This window comes from Brevundimonas sp. SPF441 (assembly GCF_009661015.1).
Lineage (GTDB): Bacteria > Pseudomonadota > Alphaproteobacteria > Caulobacterales > Caulobacteraceae > Brevundimonas > Brevundimonas vesicularis.
Map to the genome: position 1 here is coordinate 1 of NZ_WJWX01000010.1, position 17,248 is coordinate 17,248.

General features: G+C 64.3%; 8 protein-coding genes. 3 read left to right on the forward strand and 5 right to left on the reverse strand.

Going from position 1 to position 17,248, the window contains the following annotated elements; genetic code table 11:
• The first annotated feature begins 683 nt into the window (after positions 1 to 683).
• From GGC30_RS07580 to GGC30_RS07590, 3 genes are all read left to right on the forward strand, one after another.
• A complete protein-coding gene (locus GGC30_RS07580; RefSeq protein WP_153923324.1) occupies positions 684 to 2,432 on the forward strand; it encodes a PAS domain-containing protein in 1,749 nt (582 codons plus the stop codon).
• 125 nt (positions 2,433 to 2,557) lie between these two features.
• Entirely contained in the window at positions 2,558 to 6,604 is a 4,047-nt protein-coding gene (locus tag GGC30_RS07585) for a YadA-like family protein (RefSeq protein WP_153923325.1), read from the forward strand.
• A 1,796-nt stretch (positions 6,605 to 8,400) separates the two neighbouring features.
• The gene (locus GGC30_RS07590; protein ID WP_153923326.1) at positions 8,401 to 8,916 is read left to right on the forward strand and encodes a hypothetical protein; all 516 of its coding nucleotides are present in this window, start codon (positions 8,401 to 8,403) and stop codon (positions 8,914 to 8,916) included.
• Positions 8,917 to 10,004: 1,088 nt separating this feature from the next.
• Here the strand turns inward: GGC30_RS07590 and gyrB are convergent.
• The 5 genes from gyrB to rpsT all read right to left on the reverse strand — a co-directional run bounded on the left by gyrB (position 10,005) and on the right by rpsT (position 17,241).
• Positions 10,005 to 12,431: a DNA topoisomerase (ATP-hydrolyzing) subunit B gene (gene gyrB, locus GGC30_RS07595; RefSeq protein WP_153923327.1), complete on the reverse strand. Its 2,427-nt coding sequence runs from the start codon at positions 12,429 to 12,431 to the stop codon at positions 10,005 to 10,007.
• 144 nt (positions 12,432 to 12,575) lie between these two features.
• Positions 12,576 to 13,697, reverse strand: coding sequence for a DNA replication/repair protein RecF (gene recF / locus GGC30_RS07600; RefSeq protein WP_370451925.1), 1,122 nt, complete (start codon positions 13,695 to 13,697; stop codon positions 12,576 to 12,578).
• 29 nt (positions 13,698 to 13,726) lie between these two features.
• Positions 13,727 to 14,845, reverse strand: a complete 1,119-nt coding sequence (dnaN, locus tag GGC30_RS07605) for a DNA polymerase III subunit beta (protein ID WP_153923328.1) — start codon at positions 14,843 to 14,845, stop codon at positions 13,727 to 13,729.
• A 195-nt stretch (positions 14,846 to 15,040) separates the two neighbouring features.
• The gene (gene dnaA, locus GGC30_RS07610; RefSeq protein ID WP_370451926.1) at positions 15,041 to 16,516 is read right to left on the reverse strand and encodes a chromosomal replication initiator protein DnaA; all 1,476 of its coding nucleotides are present in this window, start codon (positions 16,514 to 16,516) and stop codon (positions 15,041 to 15,043) included.
• A gap of 455 nt (positions 16,517 to 16,971) precedes the next feature.
• Positions 16,972 to 17,241: a 30S ribosomal protein S20 gene (gene rpsT, locus GGC30_RS07615; protein ID WP_017505938.1), complete on the reverse strand. Its 270-nt coding sequence runs from the start codon at positions 17,239 to 17,241 to the stop codon at positions 16,972 to 16,974.
• Positions 17,242 to 17,248: the final 7 nt, after the last annotated feature.

A 17,248-nucleotide genomic window follows, 5' to 3' on the forward strand; every position in this document is an offset into this window, starting at 1 on the left:
GCAGATGAAGGCCCGGGTCGAGAGCTTCGCCCGCGCCCACGCCGCCCCCGCGCGCGCGCGTATGGCGGCCGGCGGCGGTGGGCGGGCGGCTGCGGCCGCTATTCAATCGGACTGGGAAGAGTTCTGACGACGACGCGCGTCCGCGTCGTCTGGTCCGCGTCATATTTGACGAGAAAGCCTTCGCTGAAACGAAACGGCTTTTTCAAGCGCGGTTCAAAATTCTTGAGATCGCCCGGTCACAATTTTTGAGAATATGAGCTGGTTGGTTCATAGTTTCTGAGAATGGGAACATTGAGCTAAAAATCTTGAGAGCGCGAACTTGGCGATACGGACTGGGTCGCCGATCGGTGGAGGTCGGCTGGTCCTTCGCTATAGCTCGCAGTGAGCCTGCATCGGCAGGCGAGTAGGCAATCAAAGGCAGCTCAACCCTAGAAACATCATTCGGTCTGATGCTGCAGTTAGCACTGGACTGTTGATCAGCGTCGTCGTGTCCTCCGACAACGAGGTGTTGGGGCTTACCGACATCTAGAGTGCTCTGTCAGCTCTCGTGGTTATGCACGCGACACGCGAAAGTGTTCGATTCAGTTCCAGAAAAGCTTGTGTTTGCAATCGGTCTGTTGGGTAGTCTGTTTACCTCAAGTTGTGACTCGATGACCAAGCTTCCGGTTCTGGAGGACTAACTCATGATCAACGCTATGGCCGAAGGGCTCGCGCGATCGGGGGAAGCGACCGGCGTCTCAGAAGACTATGATCGTGACTGGATGATCCACGCAGTCGAGTCGATGCTGCGCCAAGCGTTTCCAACCCTCGTGATCGTCGGCGCCGGGGCGTCCATCTATTTCAACGACGCTTGTCGCACTTTGCTACCCCTGTCGGCGGTACAGGGCGGCGTATTCGCTGAAATGGCGCCTTCACTATCGACGCAACTTGCAGCGACTGTCGCCAAAGCTTGGGGCGGCGACGCAGGAACGGCAGACGATATCAAGATCCATATCGATCGACCGGACGCTGCACGAGAGATTTGGGTGACGGCGGCGATCACCCCGATTGCTCGCAACGGCAAGGTTCACGCTGTGCTTTGTGTTCTTCGCGACGTCACCGAGGAAAGAAGTCTTAGAGCGCGGCTGCTGACCGCGGAGTCCACCCTCGATTCTTTGGCCAACCTTGCCCCCCTATTTCTGTGGCGTTTGGACAGCCGTGGCGTAATTCGATGGATGAATGAGCGGTGTCAGACCTATCTGGGGGCTGACCTGAAACAGGCGCGGACAGACGGATGGATGGGCTGGCTGCACCCCGCTGAGCGAGACCGTATCATCGCCGACTGGGGTCGGGCTCTTACCTTGGCCAGGCCCTTCGAAAGCCGGCATCGGCTCCGTAGGGCGGACGGCGCCTACACCTGGTTCACTGTGCGCACGCTTCCCCTATTCGACGCGCGCGGCGAGTTGTCCGAATGGCACTCGGCGGCTGTGGAAGCGCTGGACGCGGAGACTACTGCGCCTGAACGCCGACTACTCTGGACCGTCGATGTCGCGGACTGGACCCGTCGCTTCCTCAACATCGACACCCAGGCTGCCTGGCCCGGGGATCGCCCCTCCGTCATGGCCTGGAGCGACCAACTCGCTGCGGTTCTGGAAGAGGACCGCCCCGCGTTTCGGGCCGCGATCGAGACGCTGATGACAGGCAGGTCCGCCGAGGCCGCCTATCGTGTGCGTGACAAGAGCGGGAGCCTGCTTTCGGTGGAGGATAAGGCCTTCCCCCTGATCGAGGCGAACGGGACCGTCAGTCGATTCGTCGGCGAGTCCCGGATCCGCACCCAGGCTGGCAGAGCGGTTCTGTTCGTCGACCCTGCTCGCCGAGGTTGTGCGGTGCGTCGCGCGCTCGAGCGAGAGGAGGTTCGGGTGGATGTAACCGACGCGCTGGATCAGGCGCTCAGGACGCGCGCCGGCGTGCAAACCGTCGTCTATTGTTCCGCCTCGACCATCGTGGACATTCTGCGAGCGACCGAGGTGGTTGGTCGCGAACTGCCAGATACGCCGCTGGTCATACTGGGGGACCCGCTGGCGACGCCGCGCGAGATCATCGCGCTTCACAATGCTGGGGTGGCAGACCTGCTGTCCTACGCAGCTAGCGATGACGCCAACGCCGCCGCCATTGTAGCGCACTGCAAATTGCCTCTATTTGACAATGATTTAACCCTACCTAGTAGACCTACCAAGCAGGCCTTGGCACGGCTGTCCCGCCGTGAACAAGAGATCCTGCAGCTGGCTGTTGAAGGCGGTACGTCCAAAACGATCGGACGCGCCTTGGGGATCAGCCCCAGGACCGTCGATTACCATCGCGGCAAGGCGCTCGATAAGCTGGGTTTGAAGTCGGTCAGCCAGGCGTCTGACCTTTTCACCCCCGTTCCAGTCCGACTTCAGCGCCGATACTAGGCGCGAAAAGTATGGCCCTCGCGCAAACGCCAGGGAATCGCAAACACGTCACGATTGTGTCGAGGCCCGCATTAGCCTCTCCGTTCGGGAGCCGTCGATGAGCTCCCGCCGCTGGGAGGATCACGATGCACACCCGTCCGACGACCGACCGACTGCCGTCTGTCAGCAGCGCCGCCTTGGCCACGCGCCTGCTGGTCGCCGCCGTCTACGCCTTGGGCGCGATCGCCCCCCTGGGGCTTTTCACCGTGGCCGCGCCCGCTCGGGCGCAGACGAGCATCGTCGATGTGTGCACAGGCGTGGCCCTGCCCCGCTCAGCGGTGACGGAGATCATGCGCCCGGTGATCACCGGGATCGCCACCCCTCTGGAGACGTCGATCAACGGTCTGCTCTCGGTCCTCGCGCCGCGCCTCAATCTGAACGCGACCACCCTTCTGAACAACGCGGCCAGCGGTCAGGACATCCGCCTGGGCGTCCTCGATGTGAACGGCAATGTCGTCAATCTCCCCGACGCCTGCATCAACCAGGCCGACGCCTTCACCCTCGAGACCGAGCAGGGGATTTCGATCGGCGGGAACCGCATCACCGGCTTGGGATCCGGCGGGGCCGTCGCCATCGCCGGCGAACTGAACTCCATCGCCTTCGGCAATGGCGCCCTGACGGCCGCCACGGCGGTCGATGCGATCGCGCTCGGCCGCGAAGCGGAGATTCTGGGCGGGGCCTCGGGCTCCATCGCCCTGGGCGCGGACTCGTCCGTGGCGGTCGCCAACAGCCTGGCCCTCGGCGCCGACAGCGCCGCCCTGCGCGGCGCCTTGGCCAACTATGCCGCCCTGGGGGTTTCGACGCCGCAGACCTCCGTCGGCGAGGTGTCCTTCGGCGCGGTCGGGGCGGAGCGCCAACTGACCAACATCGCGGCCGGATCGGCTTTGACCGACGCGGTCAATGTCGGCCAGCTTCAAGGCGTCTCCACCAGCCTTCAGGCCCTGGCCGACCTGGCGGTCACCTATGACGACGCCACGGCCGCCACCCTGACCTTGGGCGGAACAGGAGGCACGCGCATCGCCAATCTTTCGTCGGGCCTTCTCGCCCTCGGCTCCGCCGACGCCGTCACCGGCGGCCAGCTCTTCGGCCTGGGCTCGAGCCTGGCGGCCGAGATCGGCGGCAGCACCCTCTTCAACCCCGCCACCAGCACGATCGACATCGGCCTCACCTACGACGGCGTGGTGTACAGCAGCGTCCAGGAGGCATTGGACGCCATCTTCACGACACCGGGCGGCGGGACGCCCTTCCTGTCGGTAAACTCCGCTCTCGGCGGCGCCCTGGCCGGCGGGCTGAACTCGACCGCCGTCGGCCCCGCCGCCTCGGCCAGCGCCGACAACAGCGTCGCCCTGGGCGCATCCAGCACGGCCGACCGAGGTACCCTGATCGGCTATGCCGCCCTCGGCCTGGATGCAGTTCAGACGTCAGCCGGCGAAGTGTCGATCGGGATTGCCGGCGGCGAGCGTCAGCTGACGAACGTCGCGGCCGGCTCGGCGCTGACCGACGCGGTCAATGTCGGCCAGCTGTTGGGCGTCTCCGACGACCTGCAGGCCCTTGCCGACATCGCCGTCGCCTATGACGACCCCACGGCGTCCAGCCTGACTCTGGCCGGCATCGGCGGCACGGTCATCACCAATGTGGCGGCGGGCGACCTCAGCGCCGGCTCCACCCAGGCCGTCAACGGCGACCAGCTGTTCGCCACAAACACCCAGGTCGGCTTGAACACCACGGCCATCACCAACCTCACGACAGACCTCGGCGTCCTGTCGGATACGGCGGTCATGTATGACGATTTGCTGGCCGGCCGCGTGACCCTGGCCGGCGTAGACGGCACCGTGATCGGCAATGTCGCCGCCGGCGCCCTGTCGGCGACGTCGAGCGAAGCCGTCAATGGCGCGCAGCTGTTCGCCACCAACACCCAGGTCGGCATCAACACGACCGCCATCACCAATCTGACGACGAACCTCGGAACGCTGTCCGATACGGCGGTGATGTACGACGATCTTCTGGCCGGTCGCGTCACCCTGGCCGGCGTGGACGGCACCGTCATCGGCAACCTCGCCGCCGGCGCCCTTTCGGCGACATCGAGCGAGGCCGTCAACGGCGCACAGCTGTTCGCCACCAATACCCAGGTGGCCGTCAACACGACGGCGATCGCCGACATCGCCGCTGCCTCGGCGCTGGCGGTCGTCTACGACGATCCCAGCTTTGAGACCCTGACGCTGGCCGGCGCCGCGGGCACCACGATCAGCAATGTCGCGGCCGGGGATTTGAGCGCGGCCTCGACCGACGCCGTCAACGGCGCCCAGCTGTTCGCGACCAACGCTCAGGTCGCAGACAACACCGCCGACATCATCACCAACACGACGGCCATCACCACCATCACCAACAACCTGAACAATGGCGCGATCGGCGTGGTTCAGTATTCGAACGCGGCAAACCCCACGGTTCCGAACGGCGGCGTGGCGACCAATGACGTGACTCTCGTCGGCGCCCTGACCGGTCCGGTCGGTCTGCATAACGTCGCCGCCGGCCTGATCGCCTCGGGCTCCACTGACGCCGTCAACGGCGGCCAGGCCTTCGCGCTCGGCCAGAGCCTCGCCGCCGGCTTTGGCGGCGGCTCCGCCTTCAATCCGCTGACCAACACCCTGGGCGTCGCCATCACCTATCAGGGCGTCCAATACGCCAGCCTCCAGGCCTTCCTGAACGCCCTGTCGGCGGCTCCGGTCGGCGGCGGCTCAAGCGTCTATCTGGCCGTCAATTCGAACCTCGCGCAAGCGACGGCTCAAGGTCAGGACGGCGTCGCCGTCGGCCCTGAAGCCCAAGCCGTCGCCGACAACAGCATGGCTCTGGGCGCGGGCAGCGTCGCCGATCGCGCCGCCCAGGCCGACTATGCGGCGCTGGGCGTCACGGGCCTTCAGTCGTCGGTCGGTTCGGTCTCGTTCGGCTCGGCCGGCGCCGAACGGCAGCTGACCAATGTCGCGGCAGGCACGGCGGCGACCGACGCCGTCAATGTCGCCCAGCTGCAAGGCGTCTCCGACAGAGTGGACGCCCTGGCCGGGACCGCCGTCTCTTACGACACGACCACCCGCGACACCCTGACCTTGGCCGGCGCCAACGGCACAACCATCACCAATGTCGCCGCAGGACAGGTCAATGCGATCTCGACTGACGCCGTCAACGGATCGCAGCTGCACGCGACCAACACTCAGGTCGCGCTCAACACCACGGCGATCACCAATCTGACGAACAACATCGCGAACGGCAGCCTGGGCCCCGTTCAATATAGTGATGGCGACGACCCCGAGACCCCGAACGGCGGCGTGCGCTCCGACGACCTCACCCTGGTCGGCGCCAGCGGCGGCGCGGTGGGTCTGCACAATGTCGCCAACGGCCGGATCGCCGCCGGCTCGACCGACGCCGTCAACGGCGGCCAGATCTACGAGCTGGCCTTCGCGGCGACCAATGCGGTGCAGTACGACACCGACGCGAACGGCGGACGCACAAACAGCATCACCTTCCAGGGCGGCGACGCCTCGGCCCCGGTGACGCTGAACAATGTCGCGGCAGGCGCGGTGACGGCCGCCTCCACGCAAGCCGTCAACGGATCGCAGCTGTTCCAGACCAACCAGGCCGTCGCGACCGCCCAGACCACAGCCGACAACGCCCTGGCCCTAAGTCAGAACTCGCTCCAGTACGCCGACCAGGGCCAGACCCGCGTCGTCTTGGGTCGCAGCAATGGTCCGGCGGTCACGGTCAGCAACGTCGCCGCCGGGGTCGCCGATACTGACGCCGTCAATGTGCTGCAGCTGCGCGAGAGCATGAACGAAGCGATCCAGCAGTCGAACACCTACACCGACATGCGGCTGGCGGCGGTCAACTACAACGTCCAGGAAGTGCGCAAGCTGGCCTTCGCCGGCACGGCGGGCGCTCTGGCGGCGGCCGGGATGCCGCAGATCGCCGAGCGCGACAAGTCGATGTTTGCGGTCGGCTACGGCACCTACGAGGGCCAATCTGCCATGGCGATGGGCTACTCCCGCGCCTTGGGCGACGGGTCCATGGTCTTCCGGGCCGGCGCGACCTTCGACACCCAGAACCATGTCGGCGCCAACGCCGGTATCGGCTGGAGATTCTGATAAGGAGTGGGGAGCAAAGGCTCCCCCGCTTTACTGGTGACACCCTATTGATCGCATACGTAATGCCGACCTCCTGTTCTCCCTTGATCAGCGCCGACGATTTTAATGCGATGAAAGCGCGCTTCATGGCCTTGGGCGACAGTCTGACAGACGAACAACTTCTCGATTTGGCCGATTGCTATCACGAGATGCTGAGACAAAGACGGGCGATCCGGGTTCGCCATCCTTCACTTGCCCCTTCTTACTCTAGTTCGATCGCTGGGGAGCCTAAGACCTTTTAAATGACTGGCAAGCAGTTTGGGCTAGATCGTTTCGGTGCCATGCATAGGCTCATGTGACCGCAAACAAAGAGCTCTGCTCAGAAAGTATACCCTCTGTAGTGGTCCAGCGTTCGAGAATGTCATTTACGTCGAACGATGTGCGCTTCCAGAGCGCGTGGACTGGGCGCATGCCGGGCCATACAGGCTTGATCCCCAAACGAGCCAAGTTGCACGACACACTTCTGACAGAGAGGCCGACTTCAGAGGCAGCTTTGGTGTGAAAACAAAGCGGCTGGCAAACTCCAACACGTCGCGTTCAACGACAGTCAGCACTTTGTCAGTGATCGAGCGGCTCTGTGCTGTGATGTACCCGGCGTCGACTGCCGCACGGATTCCTGATGAATTTGTCCCAAGGATCCCCGCTGCTACGTGGACGTAAACCGCACCATCAGCGAGCCGGGGACTACCATGAGGTCTAAGCAGCAATAGAGGTGTCCCTCCTAACGTGGAGGGGGTTGAGAGTCGACCACAGGGAAGTAGGTACTGCGCTTAAAGTCTTGACCCAAGATATCAGCCCTGCGCCAGCAGGACTGCACTCGGACATTGTTCTCTAGTTCCAAGATTGGTCGCAGGCCGCTTGCGCGCAGACGTCGCGTAACCGCAACTGCGTTCAGGCCATGCGTGGCGGCGATCTCCGTGCTGGAGACATATGTCTTTCGAAATGCCTGAGCAGACGTTCGCAACACTCCCCGCAGATGACCTGCTGCGGTGAATGTCGTAGCTTGCAAATAGCCGTTTAGGGTGAGGTGCCGAAGGGTCTCACTATCGATCTTAGTCAGGCGCTTAAGCTCGGTCAGGGAAATATTGCCTTTCGGCACTGTTCGTCCATCACGTAGCTTGAGTTTTTTTTATGCTGCTCCGCTTGGGTTTGACGCACACGGTCCCTGACGCTGTAACCCATTGCTTTTCGAAGCTTACCTCTTCGACGGATTTTCGTGACCAAAGCGCGGCAATCTTCGCTTGTGGATTGGCATTCAAAATAGGCTCAATACCTAGCTGTTGCAGCCTCTTCGTAATCGAGACAGCGCCGACGCCTATCGGGCGCGCGAGATCTGCGGACGTGACCAACTCTAGAGCCCACCGATCCACCGAGTTTCTCGAAACAGCGATGAGCCGTCTTTTGCGACCCCAGTCCGCGCAAGCGTGCTGTTGCAATATAAGCGCCGTCAAAGTCCGATGACCGATCCGAAGGCGCTGTGTCGCCTGCTTGACTGACACCATTTCACTACGCCCGAGGCCACTTGGTCCGCGAAGTGTCTCAACTTCTTCGATGTTCACAAATAGATTGGCAAACGACTTCAGACCAGATGGACCGAACCATGCTGCCAAGCGGCCTGCAGCAATGTCGGCGACCAGGCTGACAAATTGGTGCCGCCGAACTTCAGTGATTTGAATGTGGCCCGGCGCATTTGATCGGGATGTCCCCGCGAGCCCGGCGCAAAACTGACGAAGTGCTTTGGGACTGAAGCGTTTTGTTTGGAAATGGCGACAGCGAAAGCTGGCGAATATCATCAATCCATGTATCGGGTGATGGAGGGCGAGCGGTTCCTGCGCAACGAACGGCTCATCGAAAACATCTACGCGCCTAGAGATGTGTTCTGCTCCGTGGCTGAGGCGGAGAAGTTCTACTACATGAACATAAGGGCCGAGTGTGACTGTCTGCATGGCAGTGACAGTACAGAGCTCTACCTTCTGCGAGCTAAGATTGTACCCGACGCTGAGCGGCGAATTAATCAGACGTTCGGTAACCTCACGGATGAACAAGATAAAGAGGCAATCATCTACGCGATGTTCGATGGCAATACATTCTCTGTACAATTCAAGGACATGAAGATCCGAGAAGTTAAGAAGGTCAAGAAGGACTATGTCCGGGTTGGCCGCCTTCTTCCACCCTTCCTGACGAGGATTCAGCAGCGCTACTCTGCGTACATTCAGCGCCCCGGTCTGCCCAGGATTCCTGCCGCCATGCGCTCGGCGGAACAGGTGGCCTAGCGGCGGCGCCGATCATTCTACCGTATCGACTGTATCTTCATGAAGCCGGATGGACTGGAACTGATGGCCGAGCCTTCTACCCGGATCCACTACGTCATGGCGGTAGCGCGCGCCTTGGTGTCGAGTGACAAGCCCGTCTCGCCTCCGCAGGTCTATGACTGGCTGGAGGCAAATGGGCTGCGTCGAGTGCGAAATGCTCCAGCTGGCACTGAGCTTGATCAAGACTTCCACAAGGAGGTGCGCTTCGCGCGCCAGGAGTTGGCCGATTGCGGTTTGGTCCGCAGCGTTAACGGTCTCTGGACTGTCGTGCAGTTGGACGACCTTCTTCATCTGACCCCGGACCTCGCCCGGGATATGATTACGCGCAATCGGCGAGATCGAGACGACCGCCGGGACAGGGGTGAGCACGCGGGTCCTTCATCGATGGTGCGCCGCTTCGATCCGTCGCCGACAACCGGACCCGACCGTCAGAATGGACGTCGGTCATACGCAGAAGAGATGGTCGAGCATCAACTTATGCGTTTCGTTTCGGCGATACGGACCTTTGGAAGATCGGATTCGCGTCGGGGGTCGATGCCCGCTTGCGGGAGGTGAACAGGCATATTCCGACTGAGCTTGGAGGCTCTAGTTGGACGCTGTTCCTCTCAGCCCAATGGCCATCCCAGCTCGCTGCCTACTCGATGGAGCAGGACGTGCTCCATCGAGTAGGCAGCGAGCGCACGATGTTCGAGAGGGTCCAATGCACGCCCGAAATACTCAGGGCTATTTGGCGATCGGCACGGATAGCGATAGCCGCGCAGCATCGAACATCACTTGTTGTACAGGGCTGAGCGGTAAGAGGCTGCTAAACGCCACTCTTGGTAGCCAGCTCGTAGTTGTCATGCGCATGGCTTTGGGCATCGGACATGAATGTCGCTTTAACGCAACACCCCTGATGGCTGCTGTTGGCACCATACCGACGCTGATTTCACGAGTGAGATTCGTCTCTGGTACGCGCAAGAAGCCGACCGGCTAGATGTGACTTCAGTCTCACCTATTGTGATCCGAGTCTCAGCTTTAGTGACCCGGACCACATGTCGCCTTCGTCATCAGACGTCGACGGCGGCGTCCAGGGCGTTGTCCTGGATGAACTCGCGCCGGGGCTCGACGACGTCGCCCATCAATTTGGCGAACAGGTCGTTGGCGTCTTCCTCGTGCTCGACCGAGACCTGCAACAGGGTGCGGGCGTTGACGTCCAGCGTCGTCTCCCACAGCTGCTCGGGGTTCATTTCGCCCAGGCCCTTGTAGCGCTGGATCGACAGGCCCTTCTTACCGGCATCCAGCACGGCGGTCAGCAAGTCCAGCGGACCGCGAATGGTCGTGGACTTGTCCTTGCGGCGGTAGGTGGCTGGGGCGACGAAGACGCCGTCGAAAGCGGCTGCGCGTTCGGCCAGACGACGGGCGTCCAGCGAGCGGATCAGGGTCTCCTCCAGCACGATGGTCTCCTGCACCGCGCGACGGGTGCGGGTGAAGACTACGGCGCCCTGTTCGCCCGGCGCGCCCGTCCACTCGCCATCGCCCTCTTCGGCATAGAGGTTCAGGCGCACGGCGGCGGCGGCCGAGGCGGTCGCCATGTCCGAATGCTCTGCGAACAGACCGGCGAGCGCCGCCTGTTCGATAGCGAAGGCGGGGGCGCGCTGGCTGAGGCGATCGACGCTGGCGCTGAAGGCCTTGGCCTCGCGCACCAGGGATTGCAGGTCCAGGCCCAGTCGACGCTCGCCAGTGGACAGGTCCAGCTCGGCCTCTGACGAGCCTTCCTCGATCAGATAGGCGTCCATCTCGGCCTGATCCTTCAGGTAGCGCGACTGCTTGCCCTTGGAGACCTTATAGAGGGGCGGCTGGGCGATATAGACGTGGCCGCGCGTGATCAGCTCGGGCATCTGACGATAGAAGAAGGTCAGCAGCAGGGTGCGGATGTGGGCGCCGTCGACGTCGGCGTCCGCCATCAGAATGATCTTGTGATAGCGCAGCTTGTCGGCGTTGAAGTCGTCGCGGCCGATGCCGGTGCCCAGCGCCAGGATCAGCGTGCCGATCAGGTCCGACGACAGCATCCGGTCAAAACGCGCGCGCTCGACGTTCAGGATCTTGCCGCGCAGGGGCAGGACGGCCTGGTTCTCGCGGTTGCGCGCCTGTTTGGCCGAGCCGCCGGCGGAATCGCCCTCGACGATGAACAGTTCGGACTTGGCTGGATCGCGCTCCTGGCAGTCGGCCAGCTTGCCCGGCAGGCTCGAGATTTCCAGCGCGGACTTGCGCCGCGTCAGGTCGCGGGCCTTGCGGGCGGCCTCACGCGCCGACGCCGCCTCGATGATCTTGGCCACGATCTGCTTTGCCTCGACCGGATGCTCCTCGAACCAGGTCGACAGGCCTTCCGAGCATAGGGCCTCGACGGCCGGACGCACTTCGGAGGAGACCAGCTTGTCCTTGGTCTGGGAGCTGAACTTGGGATCCGGCACCTTGACCGACAGGACGCAGGTCAGGCCCTCGCGCGCATCCTCGCCGGTGACGGAGACCTTCTCCTTCTTTCCAGCGCCCGAGCTCTCGATATAGCCGCCCATGACGCGCGTCAGGCTGGCGCGGAAGGCCGACAGGTGGGTGCCTCCATCCCGCTGGGGGATGTTGTTGGTGAAGCACAGCATGGTCTCGTGGTAGCTGTCGTTCCACCACAGGGCGAGATCCAGTTCGATCCCTTCCTTCTTGCCGCGAATGACGATGACGTCCTTCAGGATCGGCGTCTTGGACTTGTCGAGGTGGCGCACGAAGGCTTCGACACCGCCCTCGTAGTGCAGGATCATCTCGACCGGCTCGGCGTGGCGCTGGTCGGCCAGTTTGATGACCACGCCCGAGTTCAGGAAGGCCAGTTCGCGCAGGCGGTGTTCCAGCGTCTTCAGGTCGAAGTCGATGTGGCTGAAGGTGGTGACCGACGGGAAGAAGGTGACCTCTGTGCCGCTCAGCGGCTTGCCCGTGTCCTCGCGAATGGGGGCGTCGCCGGTGACTTCCAGCGACTTGACCGTGTCGCCGCGCTCGAAGCGCATCTGGTGCGCCTTGCCGTCGCGATAGATCTTCAGCTCCAGCCAGTCGGACAGGGCGTTGACCACGGACACGCCCACGCCGTGCAGACCGCCGGACACCTTGTAGGAGTTTTGGTCGAACTTACCGCCGGCGTGCAGCTGGGTCATGATGACCTCGGCCGCCGAAACGCCTTCGCCTTCGTGGATGCCGGTGGGAATGCCGCGGCCGTTGTCGGTCACGGTGACCGAGCCGTCGCTGTTCAGGATGACCTGGACCAGGTCGGCGTGGCCGGCCAGGGCCTCGTCGATGGCGTTATCGACCACCTCATAGACCATGTGGTGCAGGCCCGAGCCGTCGTCGGTGTCGCCGATATACATGCCGGGGCGTTTGCGCACGGCGTCCAGGCCTTTGAGAACCTTGATGGAATCGGCGCCGTATTCGGGCAGGTCGGCAATCGGATCGGTCATGAAGTCATTGGCTCTGAAGTCCCGACCGGGACGGGGATGGAGCGCCGGACCCGGCGCTCGAATCGACGGCGGGATCGCACCGCGCCGAAGCCCGCAACATATAGGAAATTTCGGCGAAAAAGCGAGGAATTCCGCGCCGAAACCCTAGTCGCTCTCCAGCGCGCCGCCGGCTACGCGGACGAACTGGGCGCGGCCTTCCAGACCGGCGAACAGGTCGCGTTCTGTGCCGGTCATGAAGGCCTGAAGATCCAGCGCCGTGATCTCGTCGAACAGGGCGGCGCGGCGGCGTTCGTCGAGGTGGGCGGGGGCTTCGTCCAGCAGCAGGATCGGGCGCGCAGCATGATCTGAAAGCCGCGCGATCTGCGCCAGGATCAGGTTCAGGACCAAGGCCTTCTGCTCACCCGAAGAGCCCTCGGCGGCGGGGCGCTGTTTCTCGCGGTGAAGCGCGGTCAGGTCGGTGCGGTGCGGCCCGAACAGCGAGCGGCCAGCGGCGCCGTCGCGGGCGCGGGCCTTGGCCAGTCCGTCGCGGATGGCGGCGGCGATCTCGTCTTCCTCGGCGCCCGCTTCGGCCATCTGTTCGGCGAGACCTTCAAGGCCCAGGTCGGCCTGGGGGAAGGGACGATCGCTGCGGGCGTCGATGGCGGCCTGAAGCGCGTGCAGGGCGGCGACGCGGGCGAGGGCGGCGCGGGCTCCGGCCTCGCCCAGCCGAACCTCCAGGGCGTCCAGCCAGACGGGGTCGGCCTCACGGCCGTCCTGGGCGTCGTTCAGCAGGCGCAGTCGCTCGCGCAGCGCCTTTTCATAGGCGGAGACGCTGGCGGCATGATCGGGGTCGGCGGCGAAGACCAGCCGATCGAAGAACTTCAGCCGCTCGGCGCGCGCGTCCGAGAACAGCCGATCCTGTTCCGGCGTCGCCCAGACGGGACGCAGATAGTCGAGCAGCCGCCCGGGCTGGGCCGTCTCGCCGTCGATCCGCACGATGCGCCGCGCAGCGCCCGCCGTTTGGACGCCGGTGCCCAGCCGCGTCTCGTCATCCAGTTCGACCATGACGGCCCAGGCGCGTCCGGTCGCCTCGCCCGGCTCGCGCCGGCCCATCTCGGCGGCGGTGGCGCCCCTCAGCCCCTTGCCGGGGGTCAGCAGGCTGATCGCCTCCAGAAGATTGGTCTTTCCCGCTCCGTTCGGCCCATGCAACACCACAGGCCCGGAGGTCATCTCCAGCCGCGCCCCTGCATAGGAGCGGAAGTCGGTGAGGGTGAGGGAGGTGATCACGCTCGCTCTCTAACGCGCGTGAGGCAGGATTACACCCGAAGCGGCATCAGCACATACTGGACGCCCGGATCGCCCGGATCGAGCACCAGCGTCGGGGAGGCCGGGTCGGCGAAGCGGAAGGCGGCGTTTTCGCCCGTGATCTGGCCGGCGACGTCCAGCAGGTAGCGGGCGTTGAAGCCGATCTCGAACGGTTCGTCGGAATAGCCGATCTCGACCTCTTCCTCGGCTTGGCCGGCTTCCATGTTGCGCACGGTCAGCTTCACGCGGTCGTTGTCGAACGCCAGTTTCACCGAACGGCTCTTCTCGGCCGAGATGGTGGCGACGCGGTCGACGGCCTTGGCGAACAGGGCGTTGTCGATGTCGGCCTGTTTGTCGTTGCCGCGCGGAATGACGCGCAGATAGTCGGGGAAGGCGCCGTCGATCACCTTGGAGGTCAGGGACGCCTCGCCCATCTGGAAGCGGATCTTCTGTGCCGAGACGGTGACCTCGACCGGGCCGCCGGCATCGTCCAGCAGGCGACGGACCTGATCCACGGTCTTGCGCGGCACGATGACGCCGGGGCCGCCGGCCGCGCCCTCGGGCGCCGGGGTTTCGGCCAGGGCCAGGCGGTGGCCATCGGTGGCGACGGCGCGCAACAGCGGAATGCCGGCCTCGGCGACCGTATGCAGATACAGGCCGTTCAGGTAGTAGCGCGTTTCCTCGGTCGAGACCGCGAACCGGGTCTTGTCGATCAGGCGCGCCAGATCCTCCTTGGGCAGGACATAGGAGGCGCCGGCGCTGTCAGTGGACATGACGGGGAAGTCGCCCGCCGGCAGGACCGGCAGGTTGAAGCGCGACCGGCCGGCCGAGACGACCAGGCGGGGATCGTCGCCCGAATAGAGCAACGAGACCTCGGCGCCTTCCGGCAGCTTGCGCACGATCTCGTACAGGGTGTGGGCGGGGGCCGTGATCTGGCCCTCGACCTGAACCAGGGCCTCGGCCTCGTCCACCATCTCCATGTCCAGATCGGTGGCGGCAAAGGCCAGCCGGTCGCGGCCCGCGCTCAGCAGGACGTTGGACAGGATTGGAATGGTGTTTCGACGTTCGACGACGCTCTGCACGTGGCCCAGGGCCTTCAGGAGCGCGGATCGTTCGATGGTCAGCTGCATGTCGTCTCGCCCGGCGCGGCCGACTCGCAAGGCGGCTGCGGTTAAGTGACCTGGGACACTAGCGGATTGGGCGCGGGCTGCAAGGAAGTGGCGCGTGGTTAGTGGCGAGTGGCGAGTGGATATTGGGGGCAACTCGGTAGGAGGAGACAGTTTCTCCTCGCTCGTCACTCGCCACGCGTCACTCGCCGCTCGAAATCAGCCCCGCAGCTTGCGCGTCAGGGCCTCGACGTCGCGGGCGATCTGATCGTCCTGCGGCATCAGCTCCTCGATCTTGCGCACGCCGTGCAGGACCGTGGTGTGGTCGCGTCCGCCGAAACGACGACCGATGTCGGGGTAGGAGCGGGTCGTGTGCTGCTTGCACAGATACATGGCAATCTGGCGCGGGCGGGCGACCGAACGGGTGCGGCGTTCGCTGAGCAGGTCGGCCTGTTTCATGTTGAAGTGGTCGGCGACCGTCTTCTGAATCTCGTCCACGGTGATGCGGCGCTCGGGCCCGCCGCGCATGGCCATGCCCAGCAAGGTCGAGGCTTCGTCGACCGACACCGACGACAGGCGCGCGCCGGCAGCGGCGGCCAGGGTATTCACGGCGCCCTCGAGCTCGCGCATCGAGCCGGGGGTGCGGTCCACCAGCTGGGCCAGGACCTCCGGGTTGGCCTCGCCCTGGACGACGCCCAGGGCCGACAGGGCCTTCAGACGGTTCTGGGCCACGGCGATCTTCAGCTCGCGGTCGCCTGCCTCGACCGGGCAGGTCAGGCCGGCGGCGAGGTGGCTGCGCAGGCGCGGCTCGACCTCGGTCAGGGCCATGGGCGCACGGTCGGCCGAGAAGACGATGCGTTTGCCGTCCTCGATCAGGGCGGTCAGGGTCGAGAGCAGTTCTTCCTGGGTCGACGTCTTGCCGCCCACGAACTGGACGTCGTCCAGCAGCAGCATGTCGGCCGAGCGCAGGCTTTCCTTGAAGGCGGCGGTCGAGCGGTCCTGCATCGCCTTGACGAAGGTCGACAGGAAACGTTCGGCGGTCAGATAGACGACCTTGGCCTCAGGCCGCAGACGCTGGGCCTCCCAGGCGATGGCGTTCAGCAGGTGGGTCTTGCCGTAGCCATAGGGGCCGCAGAAGAAGACGGGGTTGAAGTGGCCGTCGGCCCAACTGGCCACCTGTTTGGCGATGGCGAGGGCGAAGGCGTTGCCCTGGCCCTCGACGAAGCTGTCGAACGTCAGGCGATCCTGCAGACCGGCGGCGCGCACCGCGCGGGCGCCGTCAGCGCTGATCGGGGCGGCGGGCGCCATCTGCGGCGTGGCGGCGAAGGCGGCCAGGCGCGGGGCGGCGTCCACCACATTGCCCGGCATCACGGCCGAGGCCGGCGGCGCCGATCCCACTTCGGCGCGGCAGCGCACCTCGAGACGGCGCGACAGGCCGTCCAGGCCCAGCCACAGCTCGTTCATGCGACGCAGGGCGTTCTTGCGCACCCAGTCGCGGGCATAGGCGGTCGGGGTGACCAGGATCAGATGGCCAGCGTTGTCCAGGCGGACGGCCGACGGGGCGATGTAGGACGAGAAGGGACCATCGCCGATTTCAGCGCGCAGGCGCACGGACGCCTCGCTCCAAATGCGGTCCGGATCCGTCAGTCCCGACGTCTTCGTTCCGCCTGCCATCGCCGCTGCGCCCCCAACCATCTTTGCCCGCCCACCTTAGAAGAACCATTCCGACCTTCCGCGCTTCAAGGCGATGGTTCAGGGACGACTTCTCCTGCGCCGAAAAGCGATGCTTTTCGGACGGGGTCTAACCTCTGAACAGACATCTCCCGCCGACGCGAAACATAGGCCTCGCGCCGTCTTCATCCGTGCTGGGATGGAAGTGCGTTAGAGGCCAAAACTTACGCCGCGAGCCGGGTGGGTCAACGCTGATTCGTTGGTCGATTCGCAGTTAAATTGTTTGACTCCGTCAAACCCTGACACCGCTTGGAATTTCGGCCGGATCATGGCTCGACGATCGGTGTTTTAGATTTGGACAGTTAGCGACACAACGCAAAACGGCGAAGGAGCTTGCGCGCCTTCGCCGTTGATATTGCTTTATAATCCCACAACGAAACAGCGACAGCTGCTCCGTCCGCTGTTGGATTAATTTTGGCTCAGGCGGCCGACAGCTTCTTCAGCTGGGCGGCCAGGCGCGAAACCTTGCGCGAGCCGGTGTTCTTGTGAACGACGCCCTTGGAGACGGCGCGCATCAACTCGGACTGAGCCTCGATGAAGGCGGTCTTGGCGACGGCGGCGTCGCCGCCAGCCAGAGCTTCCTGGAACTTGCGCAGATAGGTGCGGACGCGCGAACGGCGCGCCTTGTTCACTTCGGTACGCGCTTCGATCTTGCGGATCGCCTTGCGGGCGCCGGGGTTGTTGGCCATGTCAAAC

What these genes read in the sequence shown, in the direction of transcription:
- GGC30_RS07580 (WP_153923324.1), top strand. Translation starts at nt 684, where the DNA reads ATGATCAACGCTATGGCCGAAGGGCTCGCGCGATCGGGGGAAGCGACC.
- GGC30_RS07585 (WP_153923325.1), top strand. Translation starts at nt 2,558, where the DNA reads ATGCACACCCGTCCGACGACCGACCGACTGCCGTCTGTCAGCAGCGCC.
- gyrB (WP_153923327.1), bottom strand. Translation starts at nt 12,431, where the DNA reads ATGACCGATCCGATTGCCGACCTGCCCGAATACGGCGCCGATTCCATC.
- dnaN (WP_153923328.1), bottom strand. Translation starts at nt 14,845, where the DNA reads ATGCAGCTGACCATCGAACGATCCGCGCTCCTGAAGGCCCTGGGCCAC.
- dnaA (WP_370451926.1), bottom strand. Translation starts at nt 16,516, where the DNA reads ATGGTTGGGGGCGCAGCGGCGATGGCAGGCGGAACGAAGACGTCGGGA.
- rpsT (WP_017505938.1), bottom strand. Translation starts at nt 17,241, where the DNA reads ATGGCCAACAACCCCGGCGCCCGCAAGGCGATCCGCAAGATCGAAGCG.